Annotated in this window: 20 protein-coding genes; 11 read left to right on the forward strand and 9 right to left on the reverse strand. The window is 62.5% G+C overall.

Features of this window, described 5'->3' with window-relative positions; translation table 11 throughout:
- Nucleotides 1-49: 49 nt before the first annotated feature.
- From AACR93_RS09780 to dtd, 4 genes are all read left to right on the forward strand, one after another.
- Nucleotides 50-1,276 (forward strand): aromatic amino acid transporter, encoded by a 1,227-nt coding sequence (locus AACR93_RS09780; protein ID WP_033115616.1) that lies wholly within the window; start codon nt 50-52, stop codon nt 1,274-1,276.
- Between the two features lie 240 nt (nt 1,277-1,516).
- The gene (locus tag AACR93_RS09785) at nt 1,517-2,758 is read left to right on the forward strand and encodes a malic enzyme-like NAD(P)-binding protein (protein ID WP_043850641.1); all 1,242 of its coding nucleotides are present in this window, start codon (nt 1,517-1,519) and stop codon (nt 2,756-2,758) included.
- A gap of 176 nt (nt 2,759-2,934) precedes the next feature.
- A complete protein-coding gene (locus AACR93_RS09790) occupies nt 2,935-3,807 on the forward strand; it encodes a virulence factor BrkB family protein (RefSeq protein WP_041209731.1) in 873 nt (290 codons plus the stop codon).
- A 92-nt stretch (nt 3,808-3,899) separates the two neighbouring features.
- Nucleotides 3,900-4,337 (forward strand): D-aminoacyl-tRNA deacylase, encoded by a 438-nt coding sequence (dtd, locus tag AACR93_RS09795; protein ID WP_033138812.1) that lies wholly within the window; start codon nt 3,900-3,902, stop codon nt 4,335-4,337.
- On the opposite strand, the gene AACR93_RS09800 is transcribed toward dtd, so the two are convergent.
- Nucleotides 4,326-5,006 carry a spermidine synthase gene (locus AACR93_RS09800; protein WP_041209730.1) on the reverse strand — a complete coding sequence of 227 codons (681 nt, stop codon included), beginning with the start codon at nt 5,004-5,006 and terminating at the stop codon, nt 4,326-4,328. The genes dtd and AACR93_RS09800 overlap by 12 nt on opposite strands.
- Before the next feature lie 170 nt (nt 5,007-5,176).
- Between AACR93_RS09800 and AACR93_RS09805 the strand changes: the two genes are divergently transcribed.
- A complete protein-coding gene (locus AACR93_RS09805) occupies nt 5,177-6,085 on the forward strand; it encodes a bifunctional GNAT family N-acetyltransferase/hotdog fold thioesterase (RefSeq protein ID WP_043850642.1) in 909 nt (302 codons plus the stop codon).
- 56 nt (nt 6,086-6,141) lie between these two features.
- Here AACR93_RS09805 and AACR93_RS09810 read toward each other — a convergent pair whose 3' ends face one another.
- From AACR93_RS09810 to gntU, 4 genes are all read right to left on the reverse strand, one after another.
- Complete coding sequence (locus tag AACR93_RS09810) at nt 6,142-8,235, reverse strand: AsmA family protein (RefSeq protein WP_043850643.1); 2,094 nt, start codon at nt 8,233-8,235, stop codon at nt 6,142-6,144.
- Between the two features lie 142 nt (nt 8,236-8,377).
- Entirely contained in the window at nt 8,378-10,447 is a 2,070-nt protein-coding gene (gene recG / locus AACR93_RS09815; protein WP_019445054.1) for an ATP-dependent DNA helicase RecG, read from the reverse strand.
- A gap of 189 nt (nt 10,448-10,636) precedes the next feature.
- A complete protein-coding gene (gene pssA, locus AACR93_RS09820; protein ID WP_019445053.1) occupies nt 10,637-11,986 on the reverse strand; it encodes a CDP-diacylglycerol--serine O-phosphatidyltransferase in 1,350 nt (449 codons plus the stop codon).
- Between the two features lie 150 nt (nt 11,987-12,136).
- On the reverse strand, nt 12,137-13,477 hold the full coding sequence (gntU, locus tag AACR93_RS09825; protein WP_019445052.1) for a gluconate transporter: 1,341 nt from the start codon (nt 13,475-13,477) through the stop codon (nt 12,137-12,139).
- 245 nt (nt 13,478-13,722) lie between these two features.
- Between gntU and AACR93_RS09830 the strand changes: the two genes are divergently transcribed.
- The 4 genes from AACR93_RS09830 to AACR93_RS09845 all read left to right on the forward strand — a co-directional run bounded on the left by AACR93_RS09830 (nt 13,723) and on the right by AACR93_RS09845 (nt 17,509).
- Nucleotides 13,723-14,232 (forward strand): gluconokinase, encoded by a 510-nt coding sequence (locus AACR93_RS09830; protein WP_005340649.1) that lies wholly within the window; start codon nt 13,723-13,725, stop codon nt 14,230-14,232.
- Nucleotides 14,229-16,025 carry a phosphogluconate dehydratase gene (gene edd, locus AACR93_RS09835; protein WP_043850644.1) on the forward strand — a complete coding sequence of 599 codons (1,797 nt, stop codon included), beginning with the start codon at nt 14,229-14,231 and terminating at the stop codon, nt 16,023-16,025. The genes AACR93_RS09830 and edd overlap by 4 nt, the downstream gene beginning before the upstream one ends.
- 9 nt (nt 16,026-16,034) lie before the next feature.
- Nucleotides 16,035-16,676, forward strand: coding sequence for a bifunctional 4-hydroxy-2-oxoglutarate aldolase/2-dehydro-3-deoxy-phosphogluconate aldolase (locus AACR93_RS09840; protein WP_005342660.1), 642 nt, complete (start codon nt 16,035-16,037; stop codon nt 16,674-16,676).
- Between the two features lie 140 nt (nt 16,677-16,816).
- Nucleotides 16,817-17,509, forward strand: coding sequence for a helix-turn-helix domain-containing protein (locus AACR93_RS09845; RefSeq protein ID WP_043850645.1), 693 nt, complete (start codon nt 16,817-16,819; stop codon nt 17,507-17,509).
- On the opposite strand, the gene AACR93_RS09850 is transcribed toward AACR93_RS09845, so the two are convergent.
- Together AACR93_RS09850 and AACR93_RS09855 are read right to left on the reverse strand one after the other, a co-directional pair.
- Complete coding sequence (locus tag AACR93_RS09850; protein ID WP_043850646.1) at nt 17,498-17,887, reverse strand: nuclear transport factor 2 family protein; 390 nt, start codon at nt 17,885-17,887, stop codon at nt 17,498-17,500. The two genes, AACR93_RS09845 and AACR93_RS09850, sit on opposite strands and share 12 nt — an antisense overlap.
- A 113-nt stretch (nt 17,888-18,000) precedes the next feature.
- Nucleotides 18,001-19,008: a substrate-binding domain-containing protein gene (locus tag AACR93_RS09855; RefSeq protein WP_043850647.1), complete on the reverse strand. Its 1,008-nt coding sequence runs from the start codon at nt 19,006-19,008 to the stop codon at nt 18,001-18,003.
- Between the two features lie 88 nt (nt 19,009-19,096).
- Here AACR93_RS09855 and AACR93_RS09860 point away from each other — a divergent pair, with 88 nt between their 5' ends.
- Nucleotides 19,097-19,747 (forward strand): Qnr family pentapeptide repeat protein, encoded by a 651-nt coding sequence (locus AACR93_RS09860; protein ID WP_043850648.1) that lies wholly within the window; start codon nt 19,097-19,099, stop codon nt 19,745-19,747.
- Nucleotides 19,748-19,859: 112 nt separating this feature from the next.
- Here AACR93_RS09860 and envC read toward each other — a convergent pair whose 3' ends face one another.
- Both envC and gpmM read right to left on the reverse strand, forming a co-directional pair.
- On the reverse strand, nt 19,860-21,188 hold the full coding sequence (gene envC, locus AACR93_RS09865) for a murein hydrolase activator EnvC (protein WP_043850649.1): 1,329 nt from the start codon (nt 21,186-21,188) through the stop codon (nt 19,860-19,862).
- Between the two features lie 9 nt (nt 21,189-21,197).
- Complete coding sequence (gpmM, locus tag AACR93_RS09870) at nt 21,198-22,727, reverse strand: 2,3-bisphosphoglycerate-independent phosphoglycerate mutase (protein WP_043850650.1); 1,530 nt, start codon at nt 22,725-22,727, stop codon at nt 21,198-21,200.
- Between the two features lie 244 nt (nt 22,728-22,971).
- Here gpmM and AACR93_RS09875 point away from each other — a divergent pair, with 244 nt between their 5' ends.
- Nucleotides 22,972-23,403 (forward strand): rhodanese-like domain-containing protein, encoded by a 432-nt coding sequence (locus AACR93_RS09875; RefSeq protein WP_043850651.1) that lies wholly within the window; start codon nt 22,972-22,974, stop codon nt 23,401-23,403.
- The last annotated feature ends 41 nt before the right edge of the window (nt 23,404-23,444 follow it).

A 23,444-nucleotide genomic window follows, 5' to 3' on the forward strand; every position in this document is an offset into this window, starting at 1 on the left:
CGGTCTTGTTTACCGCGGATAGATAACCAGTCAGAAAAAAGAAGGGATTATGAAGAAAAAACCATCAATTTTGGGGGGCGCCTGCATTATCGCCAGCGTCTGCGTGGGGGCTGGCATGCTCGGTCTGCCGAGTTCGGGGGCGGGGGCCTGGACCCTCTGGTCTGTGCTGGCACTGACCGTCACCATGGTGATGATGACCCTCTCCGGCTGGATGCTGCTGGAAGCCTTCCAGCACCACGACATGCGCGTCTCCTTCAATACCGTGACCCGCGAACTGCTGGGGGAGCGGCTCAACTTCTTCAACAATCTCTCGGTCTACTTTGTCGGCGGCATTCTGCTCTACGCCTACATTACTTCCTCGGGCGCCATCCTGCAGGGGATTCTGGGGATCGACAGCAAGCTCGCTTCCGTGCTGTTTGTGGCAGTGTTTTCGCTGGTGGTCTGGCACTCGACCCGCGCCGTTGACCGCATCTCTGTGGTGCTGATCGCCTTCATGATCATCAGCTTCGCCCTCGGTGTGACCGGTTTGCTCGGCCATATCAAGCTGCCGACCCTGCTCGATCTGGCTGGTGGTGAGAGTCACTACGCCCCCTATGCGATGGCGATGCTGCCGGTGGCGCTCACCTCGTTTGGCTATCACCACTCGGTTGCCTCCCTGCGCGCCTACTACCAGAACGAACGGCAGGCAAAGTGGGCGATTCTGGGGGGAACCCTGATCGCGCTGGCGCTCTATGTGCTCTGGCTGCTGGGGATCTTCGGCAACCTGCCCCGTCAGGAGTTCGCCCCCGTGATTGCCCAGGGCGGCGATGTGAACGTGCTGCTGAAGGCGCTCTCCGGTGTCATCGAGTCGGAGCGGGTGGCCAGCGCTATCAACGGCTTCTCCATGGCGGCCATTCTTTCCTCCTTTATCGGGGTGGGGCTCGGGGTGTTCGACTATCTGGCGGATCTGTTCAAGTTCGACAACAGTCGTGCCGGTCGCTGCAAGAGCTGGGCTGTTACCTTCCTGCCACCGCTGCTGCTCTCGCTGCTCTTCCCGTTCGGCTTCCTGCTGGCCATCGGTTATGCCGGCGCGGTGGCCACAGTGTGGACCTGTCTTATTCCGGCGCTGCTGGTGCTGAAGTTCCGCGCCCGGGCTGCCGGTGGCAGCGCAGCCCCCCATTTCGTCACCCCGGGTGGCAAGCTGGTGGCCTGGCTGCTGATCCTGTTCGGATTGGCGACCGCACTGTTCCACTTCCTCGCGATGGCGAACCTGCTGCCGGTCTACTCGGGTCAGTAATCGGCACGCAGGGGCACATGATGGCGGCAGGGCAACTTGCCGCCATTTTTTGCACCTGTAGTGCAGGATCTATAACTAAAGTGGTATCTGTGGCTGGGGGATGGTGCTAAACAAACTGGTCTGATCTGGCTAGTGGCAGCATGATCTGCTGGGCATGCCCACCGCTTTCTTTTATGATCCCCGCCCTTCTGCGTGCCCCCTGCCGGCACCTCATTTGCACCAACCACATCGGGGTCCCCCATGTCCGATCTGCGTCAAGAAGCACTCGATTACCACGCCCAGCCCGTACCGGGCAAAATTGCCATCGCCCTGACCAAGCCTGCCGAAACCGCCCGCGATCTGGCGCTGGCCTACAGCCCGGGTGTCGCCGAGCCGGTGCGCGAGATCGCCGCCAACCCGGCCGATGCCTACCGTTATACCGGCAAGGGCAATCTGGTGGCCGTCATCTCCAACGGCACCGCCATTCTGGGTCTGGGCAATCTGGGGCCGCTGGCCTCCAAGCCGGTGATGGAGGGCAAGGCCCTGCTGTTCAAGCGCTTCGCCGGCATCGACGCTATCGACATCGAGGTGAAGCACGAGACCAGCCAGCAGTTCATCGACACGGTGGCGGCTATCGCCGATACCTTCGGCGGCATCAATCTGGAAGATATCAAGGCGCCGGAGTGTTTCGAGATCGAGCAGGCGCTGATCGAGCGCTGCGATATTCCGGTGTTCCATGATGACCAGCACGGTACCGCCATCGTCACCGCTGCCGGTCTGCTCAACGCGCTGGAGATCCAGGGCAAGCTCATCAGCGACAGCCGCATCGTCTGCATGGGGGCGGGGGCTGCCGCCACCGCCTGCATGGACCTGCTGATCAAGTGTGGTGCCAGGGCGCACAACATCTTCATGCTGGATCGTCAGGGTGTTATCCACACCGGCCGCAGCGATCTCAACAAGTACAAGCAGCGCTTCGCCAACGAGACCCCGCTGCGCACCCTGATGGATGTTATCGAAGGGGCGGATGTGTTTGTCGGTGTTTCCGGCCCCGATGTGCTGCCCGCCGAAGCGGTCGCCCTGATGGCGCCCAATCCGGTGATCTTCGCCTGCTCCAACCCGGATCCGGAGATCAAACCGGCACTGGCCCACGGGGTGCGCAGCGACCTCATCATGGGTACCGGTCGTTCCGATTACCCGAACCAGATCAACAACGTGCTCTGCTTCCCCTTCATCTTCCGCGGTGCCTTGGATGCCCGTGCCAGCCGCATCAACGATGCCATGAAGATTGCCGCGGTCGAGGCGATCCGCGCGCTGGCCAAGGAGCCGGTGCCGGCCGAGGTGCTGACCGCCGCCGGGGTCAGCGAGCTCGCCTTCGGCAAGGATTACGTTATTCCCAAGCCGATGGATGCCCGTCTGCTGCCGCGCGTAGCCCGCGCCGTGGCGCTGGCGGCGGTGGCCTCCGGCGTCGCCCGCATCGAGCTGCCTGCGAACTACATGCTGTAATCCAGCATTGCAAACGGCCCCATAGCGGGGCCGTTTTTATCTCTGCTTTTGGCGACAGTCAGAGACGCCAGCCGGGTGACTGGTTGGGGGAGATGGGGGCAAATCGGGTTCAAAGGTGGTCAAACAGCGCTCTCCTCTGACACAATATTGCCACTATGACGCTAACGAGAATCAAGATGCAGCAGCCTGTCAGCGGCCGTTTGGCCCACGCCCTCTCCTTCTTGCGCCATGATGGTCGCCACTTTGCCCAGTTTGTCTGGGGCCGTTTCCAGCAGGACCGATTGACGGTCACCGCCGGCTATCTGGCCTATGTCACCCTGCTTTCGCTGGTGCCGATGATCGCCGTGGTCTTTGGCATGATGTCCGCCTTCCCTGTGTTCCAGAGCCTCAAACAGGCGATGGAGCAGTTCGTCTACCACAACTTCGTGCCGACGGCGGGAGAGGTGCTCAAGGAGTACATCGACGGCTTCGTCGCCAATGCCACCAACACCACGGCGGTGGGGATCGGGGCGCTGGTGGTGGTGGCGCTGATGCTGATCTCCGCCATCGACAAGAACCTCAACTACATCTGGCGTTCGACCCAGGGCCGCCCGTTGGCGCAGGCGTTTGCCATGTACTGGATGATCCTCACCCTGGGGCCCGTGCTTATCGGGGCCAGTATCGCCATCTCCTCCTACATCTTCTCGCTGCGGTTGTTTGGCGCCGAGAGCCTGTTCGGCATCGGTTATCTGCTGCTGCGCGGCTTGCCGTTCCTCTTCTCGGTGCTCACCTTCCTGCTGGTCTATACCGTGGTACCGAACTGCAAGGTGCGGCTGGCACACGCCTTTATCGGCGCGCTGGTGGCTGCGACCCTGTTCGAGCTGGCCAAGCGCGGCTTTGCCATCTACATCACCAGCTTCCCCTCCTATCAGGCCATCTACGGCGCGCTGGCCACCATCCCGATCCTGTTTGTCTGGGTCTATTTGAGTTGGCTGGTGGTGCTGCTTGGTGCGGAGACTACCGCCTGCCTCGGCGAGTACGAGAAGCCGGCGAGCGAGGAGCTTGGCTAAGCCATCGCCTTGGCCACCGGTTTATTGGTAGCATCGACGACCGCCCCTGCAATCGAGCCGGGGCGGTCGTTCTGTTTTGAGAGGAGAGGGATGTGATTGCACTGATTCAGCGGGTCTCCGAGGCCAGCGTGACTGTCGAGGGAGAGGTGACCGGCGCCATCGGTCAGGGGCTGCTGGTGCTGCTCGGGGTGGAGCAGGGGGATGATGAGGCCAAGGCCGACAAACTGCTGCACAAGGTGAGCGGCTATCGGGTCTTCAGTGACGAGAACGGCAAGATGAACCTCAATGTCAGCCAGATCGGCGGCAGCCTGCTGGTGGTCTCCCAGTTTACCCTGGCGGCCGATACCAAGAGCGGGATGCGTCCCAGCTTCTCCTGCGGTGCCCACCCGAGCGAGGCCGAACGCCTCTATGACTACTTCGTGGCGAAGGCTGCTGCCAGCGGCATCCCGACCGCAACCGGGCGTTTTGCCGCCGACATGAAGGTGGCGCTGGTCAACGACGGCCCGGTTACCTTCTGGCTACAGGTCTGAGGATGCCTGATCCCGCGGTATGACGTGGACGATCACGTTGATGAGCCCTGCGACCGGATAGGGGGTAGCCGGGCCAATCCACTGTTCTATCAGTGTCAGGGCGTGGGTTAGCTCCAGTTCGGTGCGTGGCAACAGGTTGATGACCAGAGTGCCGCAGAGGCGGGGAGCCAGCGCCCGGTAGAGCCGCTCCTGAAACAGCAGCAGCGGGTTGCCATCCTGACTGAAGAGATCGAGCAGGATGAGATCGTACTGCTGCTCGCTCTGCTCCAGAAAGGCGAGGGCATCGGCCTGATGGAGTGCCGGCGCGGCGCGTTCATCACTCTCCTGATGCTGGAAAAACTGCTGATAAACGGTCAGCACCTCTTCGTCGAGATCGACACACTCGTGGCGGGCATCGGGCCAGCGCTGACTCAGATGGCGAGTGAGATCGCCGCCACCCAGCCCGAGTTCGAGGATCTGCCCGGCCTGTTCCGGCAGCAGGCAGGCGATGACCCGCTGATGGGGCAGACAGAGGGCTGCGGGGTCGGCGAGCGACATGGCGGATTGCACCACGCCATCTATCTCCAGCCAGCGGTGCTGGTTGTTTTCCTGCACGGTGAGGCGGCGCTGGGGCTTGACGCTGAGGTGCAACAAGTGATCGGCTTGGTACGCTTGCAGATTGAAGTCCATGAATTTGCACGGCAAGATGGTTTCCGACCAGTGTAACTCAAGGATCGATCTATGTACCGGGTGGTCACCCCCCAAACGGCAGCCGAGCCGGGTACTTACTGCAAGCTGCGCTGGAAACGTCTGTGTAAGCCCTTCCATCTGCCAGTCGGCGCAAACTCAAGGATGAAACTATGTATCGGGTAGTCACCCCTCAGACAGCCGCCGAGCTGGATGCCTATTACCAGTTGCGCTGGGAACTTCTGCGTAAACCCTTCAATCTGCCCGTCGGTTCCGAGCGGGACGAATACGACACGGTTGCCATTCACCGGCTGATGCTGGCACCCGATGGCACCCCCATCGCGGTGGGGCGTCTCTTTATCGGCGGTGACGAGGCGCAGATCCGCTTTATGGCGCTGCGTCCCGAATATCGCGGCCAGGGGCTGGGTGTCCGAATGGTGGAGGATCTCGAGCAGCTGGCCCGCAGCGAGAAGGTGAAGCGGCTGGTGATGAACGCCCGTCAGGAGGCGGTGGAGTTCTATCGCAAGTGCGGTTTTCTCGAAGTGGGGGGCGGCCCCGTCTCCTTTGGCCGCATTCCCCATCGCCAGATGATCAAATCCCTGAGCCCGTTGCAGACCATCCAGTATCGCCCGGAGTGGTGTCAGGATCTCACCACCCGCTGGTCGCGCGGGGTGCCCATCAGCGAGAAGATGGGGATGCACATCAGCCACTACGATGGTCAGACCTTCCACCTCAAGGCCAATCTGGCGGCCAACCTCAACGTGCACGGCAGCATGTTTGCCGGCAGTGTCTACAGCCAGTGTGTGCTGGCGGGTTGGGGACTAATCTGGCTGCAACTTAAAGAAGAGGGGCTGGTGGGCGAACCTGTGCTGGCCGAGAGCTCCATCAAATATCATGGCCCGGTCGATGAGGAGCCGGAGGCGCGGGTGGCCCGCGAGGGGATGCCCGCCGTGCTGCAGCCGCTCAAACGGGGCGAGCCTGCCACCTTCAGCCTCAATATCCAGTTGTTCAGCGGCGGCAAGCTGGCGGCGGAGTTCTGCGGTCACTACGTGGTGCAGCCGGTCAAGCGACCGGGCCATTAACGGCAACGTGCTTCGCCACAAAACAAACAAGGCCTCATCATGAGGCCTTGTTTGTTTTACCCTTGCGGGCTGTTGGTCGCCTGCTCGGCTTGGGCTTGGGCTTGAGCTTTTGGCGCAGGAGCCGGTCGCCAGAGTGGCGCACTGTTGCCCTGTGGCGGGTAGCGCACCCCGGTCTCCCAGCCGCAGCCATCCGGCTTCTGCTTGAAATCCCAGCTCAGAGTAGGCGCGGTGAGCGGGCCGCGCCACTGGCCGATAAGCTCGGCGCAGCGGTTGCCGTTGAGCACTCCCAGATCGAGTTGCCACTGCTCCTTGACCAGATCGAGGCCGCCCTGCGCACCCAGCAGGTGAGTGATGGTGGAGGCGCCAGCCTGTTCGAGCTGCAGCTGCCCCTTGTCGATCTTGCCCTGCAGCCTGACGCGGTAGAAGGGGGTATCGCCCCCCTGCATCGCCTGCCACAGCTGATCCGGATTGAGCGCCGGCGCCGTTGCCTGCTTGAACCACTGATCCAGCAGCGGGTCTATCTTCACCTTGTCCCAGAAGGGTTCGTTGGCGTCGAGGGCGAAGTTGCCCTGCAGGGTGCTGCGCCACTCACCCGGTGCGCTGCCGTGCTCCGCCTGCAGGTCGGCACTCAGGTCTGCCTTGCCGGAGAAGGAAACAGGAGAGCCGAACATCTTGCCCCACTGCTCCAGATCGAGCTTGGTCGCCTTCAACTGCAGGGTGCTGCTCTGGCCCGGTTCGCGTGCCCACTGGCCGCTCATGCTGAGGCTGCCCTCATCCGGCAGCGAGCTGGTGAGCTTGCCCAGCTGCCAGGAGCTGGGGGTCAGCTCGCCATCCAGTTCACCGTTGCGGGCGCTGAGGCCATCCCACACCAGCTCGAACCACTTGCTCTCGATACGGGCACGGCCAAGCAGCGGGCCGGGCTGATTGCCGCGCAGGGCGAGATCGCTCAGGTAGAGCTGCCAGCCGGTCAGCGACAGAGGGATGGAATCGTCGAAGGAGAGCACCTTGAGCTTGTCGAACGCCAGCTTGCGGATATCCACCTGCTGCGGGCGCCAGCCCTGCCAATCCTGCCACCACCCCTGCGGCAGGCTGATATCCATGCCGCTCAGCGCCACGTCTTTCAGGGTCAGCTTCTGCTGCTGGGTGTCGAGGGAGAGCTCGACATTGAACTCCCCTTCATAGGCTTTGCCCTGCAGTTCGCCGTCGAGCTGCGGGGGCGAGAAGGCGAGCTTGCCCTTGATCCCCTCCAGCTGGAACAGGCCGCGCCCCATGTCGCCCAGCGTGCCCGCCAGATAGCCGCTTGGCTGGCTGCCAGCCTGCCAGTTGAAGGCGGTGAGCTGGCCACTGAAGTTGTTGAAGGAGAGCTCCTGCTCGATGGAGTTGATGCTCACCTGGTCGAACTGGCCGCGATCCAGCGACACCTGCCGCAGGGGGAATTGGTGCTGTGCCAGATCCCCCAGTTCGACCCGCATGCCGCGCGCCTTGAGATCGTGCAGTTCGAGGGTTCGTGCCGGCCAGTCGAGCACCATGCCGCTCTCCAGCAGGCCGTCAAACAGGTTGGTCACCAGCTTGTCGCTGCGCAGCACCTCTCCCTCCAGCCGCCCTTTCAGGCTGAGACGGGCGAAGGTGAACTGCGGTGTCTCCAGCTGGCCGATGTTGAGAGTCAGGTTGGCCTGTGGCTGGCGTTTCGGATCGATCAGATCCCAGTCGCTCAGGGTGGCGTTGAGGCCGCGCAGGGTCAGCCCGTCGCTCTCAAGGCTCAGCCTGTCTATAGTGCTGTCACCGATGGAGAGGGAGTGCACCGGCAGGCTGGGCAGCTGGTTGGGCAGCGGCAGCTTGATGGCGGGGCGAATGAGGTCGAGATGGGCGATCCGCACATCGCGGCTCAGCCAGTCGATGCTCTCGATCTCCAGATAGATCTTGTCGAGGGAGACGGCATCGCCGTAGCGCACCTGCTCCGCCAGCAGGGTGTAGGGGTGGAGCGGGTTGAATACCAGTCGTCCTATGGTGACCGGTACGCCGGTCTGCTGGCTGATCCAGCTGGCGATGGGGCCTTTGGCGCGCTCGGCGTCGAACAGGCCGAGGGCAACCCAGACAAAGAGCAGCAGGAAGGCAAAGGTGTAGAGCAGGCCGCGTAGCCAGGAATTCATAAGTGCTTTCCTCCTGTTTCTGTTATGTGGTCAGGCGTTGGAGTAGTGATCACGCAGGCCGAGCCAGCGGCGGATCAGCGGGTCGACATGGCTCGGGTGCCTATCCATAAGGACATGTGCCCATCTTTTGCATCTACCTCGATCAGGCATTGGAATAGTGATCCCGCAAGCCAAGCCAGCGCCGTATCAAGGGTTCGACATGACTCGGATGCCTATCCATAAGGAAGCGCGCCATCTTCTGTACCTGCGGAATAAGCGGCTGATCCCGCACCAGATCGGCGATCTTGAGATCGGCCAGACCGGTCTGGCGGGTGCCGAGCAGTTCCCCCGGGCCGCGCAGTTCCAGATCGCGCTGGGCGATGAGGAAGCCATCGTTGGTCTCACGCAGCACCCCGAGCCGGCTCTGGGCCGTTTTGGACAAGGGGGCATGATAGAGCAGCACGCAGTGAGAGGCTACCGCTCCGCGTCCGACCCGGCCGCGCAGCTGGTGCAACTGCGCCAGCCCGAGCCGTTCCGGGTTCTCGATGATCATCAGGCTGGCGTTGGGCACATCCACCCCCACCTCGATGACGGTGGTGGCGACCAGCAGTTGCAGTATGCCTGCCTTGAACTCCTCCATCACCCGCTGTTTCTCGACCGGGCGCATCCGGCCGTGTACCAGCCCGATATGCAGGCCGGGCAGCAGGTTTTGCAGCTCGGCGGCGGTATCCTCGGCAGCCTGACACTCCAGCACCTCCGACTCCTCGATCAGGGTGCAGACCCAGTAGGCCTGCTTGCCCTCGGTGCAGGCGAGTTTGACCCGCTCGATCACATCGCCGCGACGGCTGTCGGGCAGCGCGACCGTGGTGATGGGGGTTCGGCCCGGCGGCAGTTCGTCGATGACCGAGGTGTCGAGGTCGGCATAGGCGGTCATCGCCAGGGTGCGGGGGATGGGGGTGGCGGTCATGATGAGCTGATGGGGATGTACCCCCTCCCGCTCCCCTTTCTCGCGCAGGGCGAGGCGCTGATGCACCCCGAATCTGTGCTGTTCATCGATGATGACCAGCGCCAGACGCTGGAACACCACCTGCTCCTGAAAGATGGCGTGGGTGCCCACCACCATCTTGACGCTGCCATCGGCGATGGCGGCCAGCGCCTCCTCCCGTGCCTTGCCTTTCTGCTTGCCAGCCAGCCAGCCGACTCCGATGCCGAGCGGCTCCAGCCACTTGGCGAAGTTGATGGCGTGCTGTTCCGCCAGCAGTTCGGTCGGCGCCATCAAACCCACCTGACAGCCGTTGCCGATGGCTTGCAGGGCGGCCAGCGCTGCGACCAGGGTCTTGCCGGAGCCCACGTCACCCTGTACCAGCCGCATCATGGGGTGGCTCTGTTGCAGATCCTTGCTTATCTCGGCCACCACCCGGCTCTGGGCACCGGTGGGCTTGAACGGCAGGGCGCCGAGCAGCTGTTCGACCAGCGCGGGAGCCGGTTTGAGGGCGCGGGCCAGCTGGGTTTGTGCCTGAGCACGCACCTTCAAGACCGAGAGGTTGTGAGCCAGCAGCTCCTCCAGTACCAGTCGCTGCTGGGCCGGATGTTGGCCGCTTTCGAGCAGCGGCAGCGCCACCGAGGGGGGCGGACGGTGCAGCAGCTTCAGAGCGGCGGCCAACTCAATCTGGTGGGGATAGAGGCCGGCGGGCAGCAGCTCCTCGACGCCATAGAGGTCGAGCTGGGCCAGCGCCTGATCGGTGAGGTTGCGCAGGGTGAGTTGGCGTAGCCCTTCAGTGGTCGGGTAGACGGGGGTGAGCGCCTCTTCGGTCTGGCCGGCCTGCTCCTCGCCGAGCAGCTTGTACTCGGGGTGGGCCATCTCCAGCCCGTATTTGCCGGGGCGTACCTCGCCAAAGCAGCGGATCAGGCGGCCCGTCGCCAGACTGTTCTTCTGGGCGGCGGTGAAGTTGAAGAAGCGCAGGGTGAGGGTGCCGGTACCATCGCTGATACGGCAGACCAGCATGCGGCGGCGCCCCATCACCAGCTGAGTGTCCTGGATCTCCCCCTCGACGGCGCCGTGCAGGCCGGGCGGCAGATCGCCGATGGGCCACACCTGGGTGCGGTCCTCGTAGCGCAGGGGGAGGTGGAACAGCAGGTCCTGTACCGTGGCCAGTCCCAGCCGCTCGAGCTTCTCCTGCATCTTGCTGCCGACACCCTTGAGGCTGTCGAGAGGAATTTTATCCAATTTCATCAATTAGATGCCCGAAAACACTGTAAATATGTCCAGATGATAGGGGTTGTTGAGGGGCCGATGCAAGCCGAGTTGCTGCTGGTTGGGTCGCCAACGCGGGGGAGATGGCGGATATAACAAAGGCCTGCCGAAAACGGAAGGCCTTGGTCTGATTGCCGTTGGGCTGGGTGGGCGCTGTGCGCGCCGGGGTCAGATGATCCGCTTGAGCAGCAGATGAGCCTTGACCCGGTGGATCCGTCCCAGCAGCTTGCGCACCTGCTCCGGGTAGTCGTGGATCTGCTCTACCTGATCGAAGTGGCTGATCCGCTTGGTGTTGGCCAGAATGTTCTCCCGCTCGGCATTGAACTGGGGACGCAGGTGGTGGCGACGATCGTGCACCAGCAGGCCGTTCTCCAGATCCAGCGCCCAGGCGCGCGGGTTGAGGTTGTTGCCGGTGAGCAGGGCCCACTCGTCATCCACGAAGATCCCCTTGAGATGGTAGGAGTTGCGCTCGCAACACCAGAGCATCAGGTTGAGACGACCATCATCGATGTGATGCTGGTTGCGCTCGGCAAACTTGCGCAGGTTGGTCTCGTAGAGATAGGGCAGGCCGCCGATGGTGGAGAACTTCTCCTCCGGCGGGATGAAGAAGTCGTTGGCGGTCTTGTCGCCCACCACAATCGTTACCTTGCAGCCGCGCTGCAGCAGATCCTCGATATCCTTGCTCAACTCCTTGGGCGGGTTGAAGTAAGGGGTACAGATGAAGATCTCCCGCTCGGTGGAGCGCACCAGATTGCGGATCATCTGGTTGAGCTGGTTGTTGCGCTTGCCCAGACCCGCCATCGGGGTGATGGCCACCTCCTGGGTGTTGACCGGCATGGTGGCGAAGCGGTACTGCCCCTGACGCAGACTCAGCTTGAAGCGGCGGATCGGCCCCTTCAGCTGTTTGGCGCTGGGCACGTCGCTGCGATCCAGTCGCTGCACCGCGTCGCTCTTCACGAACAGGTCATCCACGTAGTTGACCATGCTGCGGGCCAGCTCCGGGCTGATGATCTGGTGATAGCGGTCGAAGCGGTAGCGATCCTGCTGGTGCAGGTAGATGTCGTTGAGGCTGGCACCGGAGTAGAGCACCGCATCGTCAAAGATGAAGCCCTTGAGGTGCAACACGCCGAGCAGCTCGCGCCCCTTGACCGGAACGCCGTAGATTTCGATCTTGTGCTCGTAGCGGGCTGCCATCTCCTGATACATCAGGTGGTTGCCACCCTGCTTGCCCTTGCCGATCAGGCCGCGCTGGGCACGGTGGAAGTCGACGAACACCTTGACGTCGAGAGCCGGGTTGCGCTGCTTGGCCTCGTAGAGGGCGGTGAGGATCTCGCGACCCGCGTCGTCATCCTGCAGATAGAGCGCGACCAGATAGATACGCTGGGTAGCACTGGCAATGAGTGCAAGAATGCGGCGCTTGAAATCCTTGGCGCTGTAGAGCACTTCAAACTGGTCTGCCGCGACGGCGATCTGGGGCAGGCGTGTCAGCAGTTGTCGATAATGGGCCGATGAATGCATAGAGAGACCTGAAATCACGGGGTTAAGCGTTCCACTCGGAGCGATGAATAGGCGATTCTAGCAATCTCGCCCTCTCAGCCAAAGAAAGAATCGTCAGAAAGATGAAAAAGGCCTCACAAGTGAGGCCTTTTTTGTGCGTATCGGCAGTGATCAGAGGAAGCTGTAAATGATCATCGCCATCACGCCGCCGGTGGTGCCGATGATGGTCTCCATCACGGTCCAGGTCTGCAGGGTCTGCTTCTCGGAGAGGCCGAGGTAGCGGTTGGCCAGCCAGAAACCGGAGTCGTTGACGTGGGAGAGCACGATGGCACCGCCGCCGATGGCGATGGTGACGGCAGCCAGCTGGGCACCGTTCAGGCCGAGCGGCTCCAGCATCGGCAGCACCAGACCACAGGCGGTCAGCATGGCGACGGTGGCGGAGCCCTGAATCACCCGTACCGCGGCGGCCAGAATGAAGGCCAGTGCGACGATGGGCAGACCGGAGTCGGCCAGCATGTTGCCAAGGGCGGCACCCACGCCGGAATCAACCAGCACCTGCTTGAACACGCCACCGGCACCGGTAACCAGGATGATGACGCCGGCCGGCTGGATGGCGCTGTTGCAGACGCTCATTACCTCGTCACGGGACATGCCGCGGCGAATACCCAGCAGATAGAAGGCGGCCAGACAGGCAACCATGATGGCGGTGAAGGGGTGACCGATGAACTCCAGCCAGTTGTGCAGGGTAGAGCCCGCCTCGACGAAGCGGCCGACGATGGTCTTGAGGCCGATCATCAGCAGCGGCAGGCCGATGAGGCCCATGGCCAACCCGAAGGAGGGCAGGGATTTGCTGTCATCGTGAACGCTGTTCTGGGCATCGGCGGGCAGCGGCACATCGACGATCTTGCTGATGAAGTCACCGAACAGCGGGCCAGCCAGGATCAGCGCCGGTACGGCGGCGATCAGGCCGAACAGGATCATATAGCCGAAGTCGGCACCCAGCTGGGAAGCGACCAGGATCGGGCCCGGAGCCGGGATCAGGAAGGCCTGACAGGTCGCGATACCCGCCAGCAGGGCGATACCGATCTTCACCACGCTGCCGCCGCCGCGACGGACGATGGCGAAGGCGACGCCGATCAGCAGCACCACGGCCACGTCAAAGAAGAGCGGCAGGGCGCAGACAAAGCCGGTCAGGGCCATGGCCCAGTTGGCGCGCTTGACGCCGAACTTGCCGAGCAGGGTGTGAGCCACCCGGTCGAGGGCACCGGTCACTTCCATCACCTTGCCAAACATGGCACCCAGCGCCACCACCACGGCAACGAAGCCGAGGGTGCCGCCCATCCCTTTCTGGATGGTGGCGGCGATGTCGGCCGGGTTCATGCCGGCGGCAAGACCGGCCACCATGGAGACCAGAATGAGGGAGACGACGGCGTGCAGACGAGCCTTCATCACCAGGAAGAGCAGCAGCACAATCGAGCCGGCGGCCGTCATGATCAGGGAGAGGTCAGACATTGTTATGCGTTCCTTAATCCAAGTTCGGTAGTGACACCCTGTCGATCCGTCGACAAACCATATCTTTATGATTTATTTAGATTTATGGCAAGGGCTCAACATCATATGCCCAGGTGACTATGGGTTTGCTCAGTCTGTGGCAGACTTCACATTTTTAATCGTTACCGGTAACATGTTACCGGTAACGTGCTAGATTAGAACCCATCAACAGCTGGTTTTTTGAAAAGTGGGACAGAGGTCAAATTATGGCGGGTAAGTGCATTATCGTGATGGGTGTATGTGGCAGCGGTAAATCCAGCGTGGGCCTCAAGGTGGCAGAAGCGCTGGGCGCCAAGTTCATCGATGGTGATGATCTCCACCCCAAGGCCAACATCCAGAAGATGGCTGGCGGCAACCCCCTCAACGATGAGGATCGCGCCCCCTGGCTGGAGCGGATCCGCGACGCCGCCTACAGTCTCGAGCAGAAGAACGAGACCGGCATCATCGTCTGTTCCGCTCTCAAAAAGAAGTACCGCGACCAGATCCGCGAAGGCAACGAGTCGGTCAGCTTCATCTTCCTCGACGGCAGCCAGCCGCTGATCCTCGAGCGGATGCGTGCCCGCAAGGGCCACTTCATGCGCGAAAGCATGGTACAAAGTCAGTTCGATACTCTGGAGCGCCCGGATGGCGAAGCCGGTGTATTCCACATCGATATCGACGGCACCTTCGAACAGGTGGTTGACCGCGCCGTCACAGCATTGGAGCAAGCCCAATGATTCATAAGGTAATTTCCGACGTCACTGCCCGCATCCGCGAGCGCAGTGCTGCCCGTCGTCAGGCCTTTATGGCCCGCATCCAGCGTCAGGCCGAGCAGGGCAAGACCCGCGCCGCACTGGCCTGTGGCAATTTGGCCCACGCCGTGGCCGCCTGCAGCAGTGACGAGAAGGGTCGCATTCTCGACATGACCCGTGCCAACGTCGGCATCGTCACCGCCTACAACGACATGCTGAGCGCCCATCAGCCCTATCAGGGCTATCCGGATATCATCAAGGGCGCGCTGGCCGAACTTGGCCACAGTGCTCAGGTTGCTGGCGGCGTGCCCGCCATGTGCGACGGGGTGACCCAGGGTCAGCCGGGAATGGACATGTCCCTCTTCTCCCGCGACCTGATCGCTCAGGCAACCGCGCTGTCGCTCTCTCACAACACTTTCGATGCTACCCTGCTGCTCGGCATCTGCGACAAGATCGCCCCGGGCCAGATCATGGGGGCCCTCTCCCACGCCCACCTGCCGACGGCGTTTGTTCCTGCCGGCCCGATGGCGAGCGGCATCAGCAACGACGAGAAGGTGAAGGTTCGCCAGCAGTACGCTGCCGGTGAAGTGGGCCGCGACGCCCTGCTGCAGATGGAGTGCGGCGCCTACCATGCGGCGGGCACCTGCACCTTCTACGGTACCGCCAACACCAACCAGCTGGTGTTCGAGGCCATGGGCCTGATGCTGCCGGGCTCTGCCTTCGTCCACCCGCACAGCGAACTGCGCCATGCCCTGACCGTTGAGGCGGCACGCCGCATCAGCGCCATGATCCCAGGCTCCCCCGCCTATCGCCCGCTGAGCGAAGTGCTGGATGAGCGCTCGCTGGTCAACGGTCTGGTGGCCCTGCTCGCCTCTGGCGGCAGCACCAACCACAGCATCCATATGGTGGCGCTGGCTCGTGCCGCCGGTCTGGTTCTGACCTGGGATGACATCAGCGATCTCTCCGACGTGGTGCCGCTCTTGGTTCGCATGTACCCGAACGGCCCGGCCGACGTCAACGCCTTCGAACAGGCGGGCGGTGTGCCCGGTCTGATGCGCCGTCTGGCCGAAGAGGGGCTGATCCATATGGATGCCACCCCGGTCTTTGGCGAGATGCAGGATTACCTCAGCCGTCCGACTCTGGTCGACGGCCAGCTGGTATGGCAGCCGGTCGGTGAGAGCGGCGATGCGAGCGTGCTGTCGCCTTCCGGTAGCCGATTCCAGGCCACCGGCGGCACCAAGCTGCTGGCGGGCAATCTGGGCCGCGCCGTGGTCAAGGTCTCCGCCGTGGCTCCCGAGTATCGGGTGATTGAAGCGCCGGCGCGGGTCTTCTCCTCCCAGCATGCGGTGGAAGCGGCCTACAAGGCGGGCGATCTCAATCAGGATGCCGTGATCGTGGTGCGCCACAATGGCCCGGCCGCCAACGGCATGCCGGAGCTGCACAAGCTGATGCCGGTGCTCGGCAACCTGCAAAAAGCCGGTTACAAGGTGGCGCTGGTCACCGATGGCCGTCTCTCCGGTGCCTCCGGCAAGATCCCGGCCGCCATCCACGTCACCCCGGAAGCGCTGCACGGCGGGGCCATCGGCCTGCTTGCCGATGGCGATCTGCTGCGGGTTGATGCGGTAAACGGCAGCCTCGACTGCCTGACCGATTTGAGTGGCCGTACCCAGGCCGAGATTGACCTCACTCCGGAACAAGAGGGGTGGGGCCGTGAACTGTTCAGCGTGATGCGTCGCGCGGTATCGAGCGCCGAGTGTGGCGCCACCATCTTTGACTAAGGAAGAGCTATGCAGAACTGGAAAGTGACCCCGGCCGAGGTGTTTGCCGCCTCCCCGCTGGTACCCGTGATGGTTATCAACGAGCTGGATCAGGCCCTGCCGATGGCCAAGGCGCTGCTCGACGGCGGCATCTCTGTCTTCGAAATCACCCTGCGCACCCCGGTGGCGCTCGATGCCATCGCCCTCATCGCCAAGGCGATGCCGGATGCCATGGTCGGTGCCGGTACCGTGCTCAACTGCGAGCAGTTTGACGCCGCCGTCGCCGCCGGTGCCCGTTTCGTCATCTCCCCGGGGATGACCCCGGCCCTGCTGGCCCACGCGGCCAAGAGCACCGCACCGCTGATCCCGGGTGTGGCTACTCCGTCTGAAGTGATGCAGGCGCTGGAAGCGGGCTACGACCACCTGAAGTTCTTCCCGGCCGAAGCGAACGGCGGCACCAAGGCGCTCTCCGCCATTGCCGCGCCGCTGCCCCAGGTGAAGTTTTGCCCCACCGGCGGCATCGGCCCGAAAAACGTGGCCGACTATCTGGCACTCAAGTGCGTGGCCACCGTCGGCGGCTCCTGGATGCTGCCGGCCGATGCGGTCAAGAGCGGCAACTGGGAAGAGGTGACTCGCCTCTCCCGCGAAGCGGTTGAATTGGTTAAACGTTAAGCGCAAGTTGTGTAGATAAATCGAACAGGCCACCCTCGGGTGGCCTGCTTCTTTTGGCCATTATGACGGCGGAAAAGCCATTTACAGGGGGCCGTCTGCTCCCTTATGGTCGTGGTCGGTTTCTTATCCGGCTGGCCGACATGTCTTTTCTTCATCGCTCCTGCCCGCAAGGGCACTTCACTCCGTTGCACTGCCATCCGCAGGCCCAGTATTGCTACATGCACGACGGTGGCGGCGTTATCACCGGCGGTGCTGCCAGCGAGCTGCTGGTTGCCGGCCAGCTCTGCTTTATTCCGGTGGGCTGGGAGCATGAATTTCGCGTGCTGCGCCACTCTCGCCTCTCGCTTATCTATACCCCATCGCTCGTATCAGCCCCTTTTGGCCTGCGCCAGGTGACACCGCTGCTGGCCGGCCTCTTTGCCCGTCTCAGTGAGTTGGAGGAGGGGGCCGAGCGGGAGGCCTATCTGACGGTGATTGGCCACGAGTTGGCGCGAGCAGCCCCGCAAGCGGCCCAGCCTGCGCTGGCGGCCAACCTCGACCCGCGCCTGCTGCGGGTGCTGGAGCGCTTCTGTCAGGCTCCCTCCATCAATACCATGCTTGCCGAGCTGGCCGTGGATTGCGGCGCTTCGCTGCGCACCCTCAACCGGCTTTTCCTCCAGCAGCTGGGTTGTACCTTCCGCCAGTGGCGCGAGCAGGTGGTGATGGGGCGGGCCCGCCAGTTGCAGTATCAGGGGGTCACATCGGCGCAGATTGCCGACCTGCTCGGTTACGAAGATCCCGCCGCCTTCTCCCGCGCGCTCCAGCGTTTCGTCCGGCGTGACTCAGCGTCGTGAACCTATGTCGGCATCCTGCTCGCTGCCGCTCAACAGGCAGGTCACCTCGTCGGTCTGGCAGATCTTGCCGTCGCGAAAGGTGAAGAGACCGCTCACCTTGCAGATGAGCGGGGCGCCATCGTGACGGGTGGTTCGTACCACATGGGTCGAGTGCACCCTGTCCCCTTGCGCGATGGTGGCGACAAACTCGATGGTGGCTTCGGCCAGATGATCTCTGAGCGTCGCTATGTGCTGGCGAAAGGCGGCGTAGTCGAGCTGCTCGCCGTTCACCTGCTGGCAGTAATCCGGGGTGAACCACTGGTCGAGCTCGGCCAGGGTAAAGCGGGGATTGCAGACAACGCGCTGCAGGCAGGCTTGCAATCGTTCGGTGTTGTTCATCTTCTGCTCCTGACATGTGGCTGGAATGCCGGGCCAGCATAGAGCAGAGGATGGCGAGAAGCGGTGGCAGGATACGCCATCATGACGGGCAAACGCGCCATGATGGCAAGGGATCAGCCGAGGCTTTCCCCCTCATAGAGGGTGAAGCCCATATCCTTGCGGCTCTCGGCTGGCGGTTTGCCGCCGAGGCGGGCGAGCAGCATGGTGGCCGCTTCGCGGCCGATCTCTTCGCGGGGGGTGACGATACTGGCCAGCTTGGGGGTCATGGCGTGGCCGATGTCGAGGGCGTTGCTGCCGGCGATGGCAATCTGTTGCGGCACCGGGATCCAGCGGCTCTGACACTGCAGCAGGGCGCCGACGGCCAGGTCATCGTTGGTGCAGAAGATGCCGTCGAGGTCGGGGTAGCGCGCCAGCGCCTGATCAAGCAGCTCGCCGCCGAGGGTAAAGGTGGAGGATTGCTCGGTCAGCAGGTGCTGGCCGGTGAGGCCGAAGTCCTGCATTGCCTGGTAGTAGCCCTCCATCCGCAGCTGGGTCCGCACGTCGAGACGGGCGCCGAGATAGACCACCTGACGTCGGCCCCGGCGCAGCATCTCTGATACCATGGCCCGGGCGGCCGCCTTGTGATCCATGCCGACCACCATGTCAATGGGGTCGGGGGGGAGATCCATGGTCTCCACCACCGGAATGCCGGCAGTGGCGATCATCTTGCGGGTGCGCTCGGTGTGGCGGCTGTCGGAGAGGATCAGGCCATCCACGTTGTAGGAGAGCAGCGAGGCGATCTGCTCCTCCTCCCGCTCCGGGCTGTAGCCGTAGTGGGCGAGCAGGGTCTGGTAACCCGCCGGCCGGGTCACCGCTTCGATGCCGTGGATCACCGCCGAGAAGACCTGGTTGGAGAGGGAGGGGATCAGGATCCCGATCGCACGACTGGTCGCATTGGAGAGAATGTCCGGCGCCCGGTTGGGGATATAGCCCAGCTCCTCCACCGCTGCGGCGATCCGTTCGCGGGTGCCCTCGGCCACGGTCTGCGGATCGCGCAGATAGCGGCTGACGGTCATCTTGGTGACCCCGGTCAGGTTGGCGATATCCTGCAGGGTGGGGCGGCGCTTGCGAGTGGGGCTCATGACGGTATCCAGGATGAATGTTACTTGTAACATTACCGTTTTTGGCGGCGAAAGTCAGCATATGAAACCGTAAAGAGGCAGATTTCCGATGGTAAAAGGCAAGCAGTTCGCACAGGTGCGTTTCACGCAGGATGAAGTGGAGGGGGAGCACTTCTCGGAGTGCCGTTTTATCGGCTGTGACTTCTCCTGGCTCGATCTTGGCGAGAGCCGCTTCGTCGATTGCAGCTTCTACGATCGGGAGAGCGAGCAGAGCAGTCTGATGCAGGGCTGCGATCTGCGTGAGGCGAGCTTTCTGCGCTGCGATCTCACCATGGTCGATTGCAGTCGCAGCCAGTGTCTGGGGCTGGAGCTGCGCGACTGTCAGGCGGTAGGCATCAACTTTGCCCATGCCAGCTTTGCCAACCGGATCACCGCCAAAAGCTACTTCTGCGAGGCGCACCTGACCGGCAACAACTTCAGCTATGCCAGTTTCGAAGGCTGCCTGCTGGAGAAGTGCGAGCTCAGTGGCAACCGCTGGCAGGGGGCCAACCTGTTCGGCGCCTCGCTGGCGGGGTCTGACCTCAGTGGTTCCGAGTTTGGCCAGATCGACTGGAGCAGCTTCAACGTGCAGGGTTGCGACCTGCGCCAATGCGATCTGCCGGGGCTGGATCTGCGCCGGATCGATCTGCAGGGGGTGATGATTAACGAGGATCAGCAGCAGACACTACTGGAGCAGGTAGGTTTGATCGTCTTCCCCTGAGCTGACTGAAAAATATGTAATTTTTCACCAAAGAGGGGAGGAGCCTCTTCCCCTTGAATGACAAAAGCCTGCGCAGGGCAGGCTTTTGGCTGATGTGGGCTGGTGCGCGGCGTTACGAGCGCTTGCCCAGCCACTTGGTCGGGTTGATGGCCTCGCCCTGATAGCGGATCTCGAAGTAGAGGCCGGGCCTGTCCTGTCCGCCGCTGTCGCCGACCAGCGCCACCGGTTCGCCCTGTTCCACATTCTGGCCCACCTGACGCAGCAGCGACTGGTTGTGACCGTAGAGGCTCATGTAGCCGCTACCGTGGTCGATCACCAACAGCATACCGAAGCCGTCGAGCCAGTCGGCGTAAACCACCTGACCCGGGGCGACCGCCTTGACCTGGGTTCCTTCGCTGGCGCCGATCAGGGTGCCTTTCCACTTCAGTTCGGCGGTACGCGGCGAGCCGTAGGCGATGAGGATCGGCCCCTGTACCGGCCAGCGAAGGCTGCCGTTGGTTTTGAGCCCGGTGTAGTGGCCGGCGCTGCTGATGCCGGAACCGCGCTCCGGCTTGGTGCTGGCGACCTCCTGCTGGCTCGCCTGATCCTGACGCTGCTGCTCGGCGCGGCGCTGTTCTGCCAGACGGCGCTGACGCTCCTGTTCCGCCTTCAGCTTGGCCAGCCGTTCCCGTTCGGCCCGTTCGCGGCGCTCCTGCTCTTCCCGCTTGCGGCGCAGCTCCTCCAGCCGGGCCTTCAGCGCTTTCTCCGCCTTGACCAGCTGGGTCAGCTTCTGTTCGTCATCCTCAACCGACTGTTGCAGCTGGTTGCGCACCTTGGCCCGGCTCTGCTGGCTGGCCAGCAGGGTCTGGTGATGCTCCTGCTGTTCACTCAGCAGGGCCTGCAGCTTGCTTTCGGTCTCTTTGGTGGCTTGCTGGTTTTTCGCCAGCTTGTCACGGGTGGCACGCAGCGCCTCGATGGCTTCGATGCGCGCCTTGTTGAGGTAGTCGTAGTAGTCGAGGGAGCGGCTCAGTTTGGCCGGATCCTGCTGATTGAGCAGCAGTTTGAGGTAATCGTGACTGCCGGCGGTGAAGGCGCTCTCCGCCTGCTTGGCCAGCAGTTGCTTCTGATGTTTGGCTTGTTGCTCCAGCGCCAGCTTGTCTTTTTGCAGATTGGCCAGCTTCTGCTGGTTCTGCTTGAGCTGTTGCCTGGTCTCATCAAGCTTGGCGGCCGCGGCCGAGATGGCCTGCTCGTCAGCTTTGAGCTGGGCGTTGAGCTTGGCCAGCTCCTGCTTGCTGAGCTTGATGGTCTGCTGTTGTTCCTTGATCTGGGACTGCATGGCGCCCAGCTGCTGATTGGCGGCAAAAACCGGTTTGCTGGCGCCAAACGACAGGCAAAAAAACAGCGCGCCGGCCAACAGGCCGACGCGACTGGTTTTTGGTGAAATAACTTCGCATCCCCGCATGGGGAAGGATTATTTCAGAATCATCAGGGGCTTGCCAGTCATTTCCGGCGGCACCGGCAGACCCATCAGGGTCAGCATGGTGGGGGCCAGATCGGACAGTTTGCCACCCTCGGCAACCTCGGCTTTACGACCGAAGTAGATGAGCGGAACCGGCAGATTGGTGTGGGCGGTGTGAGCCTGACCAGTCTCTTCGTCCATCATCTTCTCGGCGTTGCCGTGGTCGGCAGTGATCAGGCACTCGCCACCCACTTCGGCCAAGGCGTCGGTAACGCGACCGATGCAGTGGTCAACGGCTTCACAGGCTTTGACGGCGGCATCGAACACACCGGTGTGACCAACCATGTCGCCATTCGGGTAGTTACAGATGATGACGTCGTACTTGCCGCTCTTGATGGCTGCAACCAGCTTGTCGGTCAGCTCTTCGGAGCTCATCTCCGGCTGCAGGTCATAGGTAGCCACTTTCGGGCTGGCGACGATTTCGCGATCTTCGCCAGTGAAGCAGGCCTCTTCGCCACCGTTGAAGAAGAAGGTGACGTGAGCGTACTTCTCGGTTTCGGAGATGCGCAGTTGGGTCTTGCCCTGCTTGGCCAGCCACTCACCCAAGGTGTTGACCAGAGCGGTCGGCGGGTAGGCACAGGCGGTTTTGATGTCGGCCGCGTATTCGGTCAGCATCACGAAGTTCAGTTTCGGCTGTGCAGCACGGGCGAAGCCGGTGAAGTCGCTGTCAACGAAGGCACGGGTGATCTCACGGGCACGGTCGGCACGGAAGTTCATGAAAATCAAAGCATCGCCGTCAACCATCGGGGCTGCTTCACCGATACGGGTGGCCTTGACGAACTCGTCGTTCTCGTCGCGAGCATAGGCGGCAGCCAGCGCTTCGGTGGCGCTTTCGGCGGTGAACTCGCCCTTGCCCTGGGTCATCAGGTCATAGGCTTGCTGCACGCGATCCCAGCGGTTGTCGCGGTCCATGGCGTAGTAACGGCCGATCATGGAGGCGAAACGGCCTTTGCCCAGCTTGGCAAACAGGGCGTCGAACAGCTCGATGGAGGACTGGGCGGAGCGCGGCGGCACGTCGCGGCCATCCAGGAAGGCGTGGAAGTAGATCTTCTCGGCGCCACGCTTGGCGGCCATCTCGATCATGCCCATGATGTGCTCTTCGTGGCTGTGTACGCCACCCGGAGACATCAGACCCATGATGTGGACGGCTTTGCCGTTGCTCACGGCAGCGTCAACAGCCTTGGCCAGCTCCACGTTCTCGAAGAAGGGGCCGTCCTGAATGTCTTTGGAGATGCGGGTCAGCTCCTGATAGACGATGCGACCGGCACCGATGTTGACGTGGCCCACTTCGGAGTTGCCCATCTGGCCATCCGGCAGACCTACGTCCAGGCCGGAGCCGGAGATCAGGGTGCTGGTGTAGTCACGGGCCAGACGATCGAGGTTGGGAGTCTTGGCGGCAGCGACGGCGTTGAACTCCTGCTTGGTGCTGTAGCCCCAACCGTCCATGATGACCAGAACCAAAGGTTTCTTAGCTGTTGACATAAGACTATGTCCTCTCGGATTGGAAAAAATGCGGGAAATGAAACTAGCGTAATATTACTACATCTGCCGAAATAGTCACCTGATAGCCAAGGGCGACCCCCTCGGCTCCGCACAGCGCCGTTTCAGGGGCGCAACATACCGAATCGTGATGGGAGCCTGCTCGCGCTTTCCCGCCAAGATGGCTGATCTTGGCTATTCCCCCATGTATACTCGGGCCCTTGTCTTGATCCCTGGATAGTAGAAGATGCAAGAGTATTTGGATTTCGCGGCTCGCAACCCGCTGCTGACCGCAGCCTGGTTCGGCCTGGCAGGCACTCTGGTTTACACCACTGTGCGTGCCCGTTTCTCTCCGGTAAAAACCGTCAACAACCACACCGCGACCCTGCTGATCAACCGTGAAAACGCCACCGTGGTGGATATTCGCAGTCAGGAAGAGTACGCCAAGGGCCATCTGGCCGGTGCCCAGCACCTGCCGCTCACCCAGATCCAGAGCAATAACCTGGGCCCGGTTGAAAAGCATAAAGATGCCCCCATCATAGTGGTGTGCGAGTCGGGAATGACTGCGGGCGGCGCAGCTCGTCAACTGAGCAAGGCCGGATTCCAGCAGGTATATGTGCTCGGCGGTGGCATGGCCCAGTGGCGTGCAGAAAATCTGCCGGTCACCAAGAAGCGCTGATTAACGCTGATTCAAGCAGGGCCTGTGCCCACTTATCCATA

Source organism: Aeromonas sp. L_1B5_3 (assembly GCF_963866575.1).
Lineage (GTDB): Bacteria > Pseudomonadota > Gammaproteobacteria > Enterobacterales > Aeromonadaceae > Aeromonas > Aeromonas jandaei.